General features: G+C 45.0%; 1 protein-coding gene. It reads left to right on the forward strand.

Annotated elements, in window-relative coordinates; all coding sequences use genetic code 11:
* Window positions 1-112: 112 nt before the first annotated feature.
* Window positions 113-575 (forward strand): hypothetical protein (locus HL054_RS22175; RefSeq protein WP_369141296.1); only part of this gene is annotated, 463 nt, incomplete at its 3' end.

Raw genomic sequence — 575 nt, forward strand, 5'->3', positions numbered from 1 at the left:
TATGGTCGAGACCAAGCCTATACTATGGATGTTCAACGTAAGGTTGCTTACTCTCCGTGGTAATCATCTGCGAGAACGATAATAACTTATAATAATTTTTAGGAGGTCTTCAATGGCTCTCGCTCCAAATATGCAAAACCCAGGTTCAAACCAGGGCAAAGGTTCTACTACTACTGCTGACCGTCTTGGTCTGTTCCTGAAAGTCTTCGCTGGTGAAGTTCTGGCTGCATTCAGCCGTAGCTCTCTGGCTATTGACAAATTCATTACTCGCACCATTTCCAATGGTAAGTCTGCTCAGTTCCCTGTAATGGGTCGTGCAACTGCTAAGTATCTGGATGCTGGCGCTTCTCTGGATACCAACCGTAGTGAAATCAAACACACTGAGAAAGTGATTAACATCGACGGTCTGCTGACTGCTGACGTTCTCATCTTTGATTTGGATGATGCAATGAACCACTATGACGTGGCTTCTGAATATTCCAAACAGATTGGTGAATCTCTGGCTATCGCTGCTGACCAAGCTATTCTGGCTGAACTGGCTGTAGGTGCTAACTCTGATGAGAATATCGATGGTC

This window comes from Modestobacter versicolor (assembly GCF_041028285.1).
Taxonomy (GTDB): domain Bacteria; phylum Actinomycetota; class Actinomycetes; order Mycobacteriales; family Geodermatophilaceae; genus Modestobacter; species Modestobacter versicolor_A.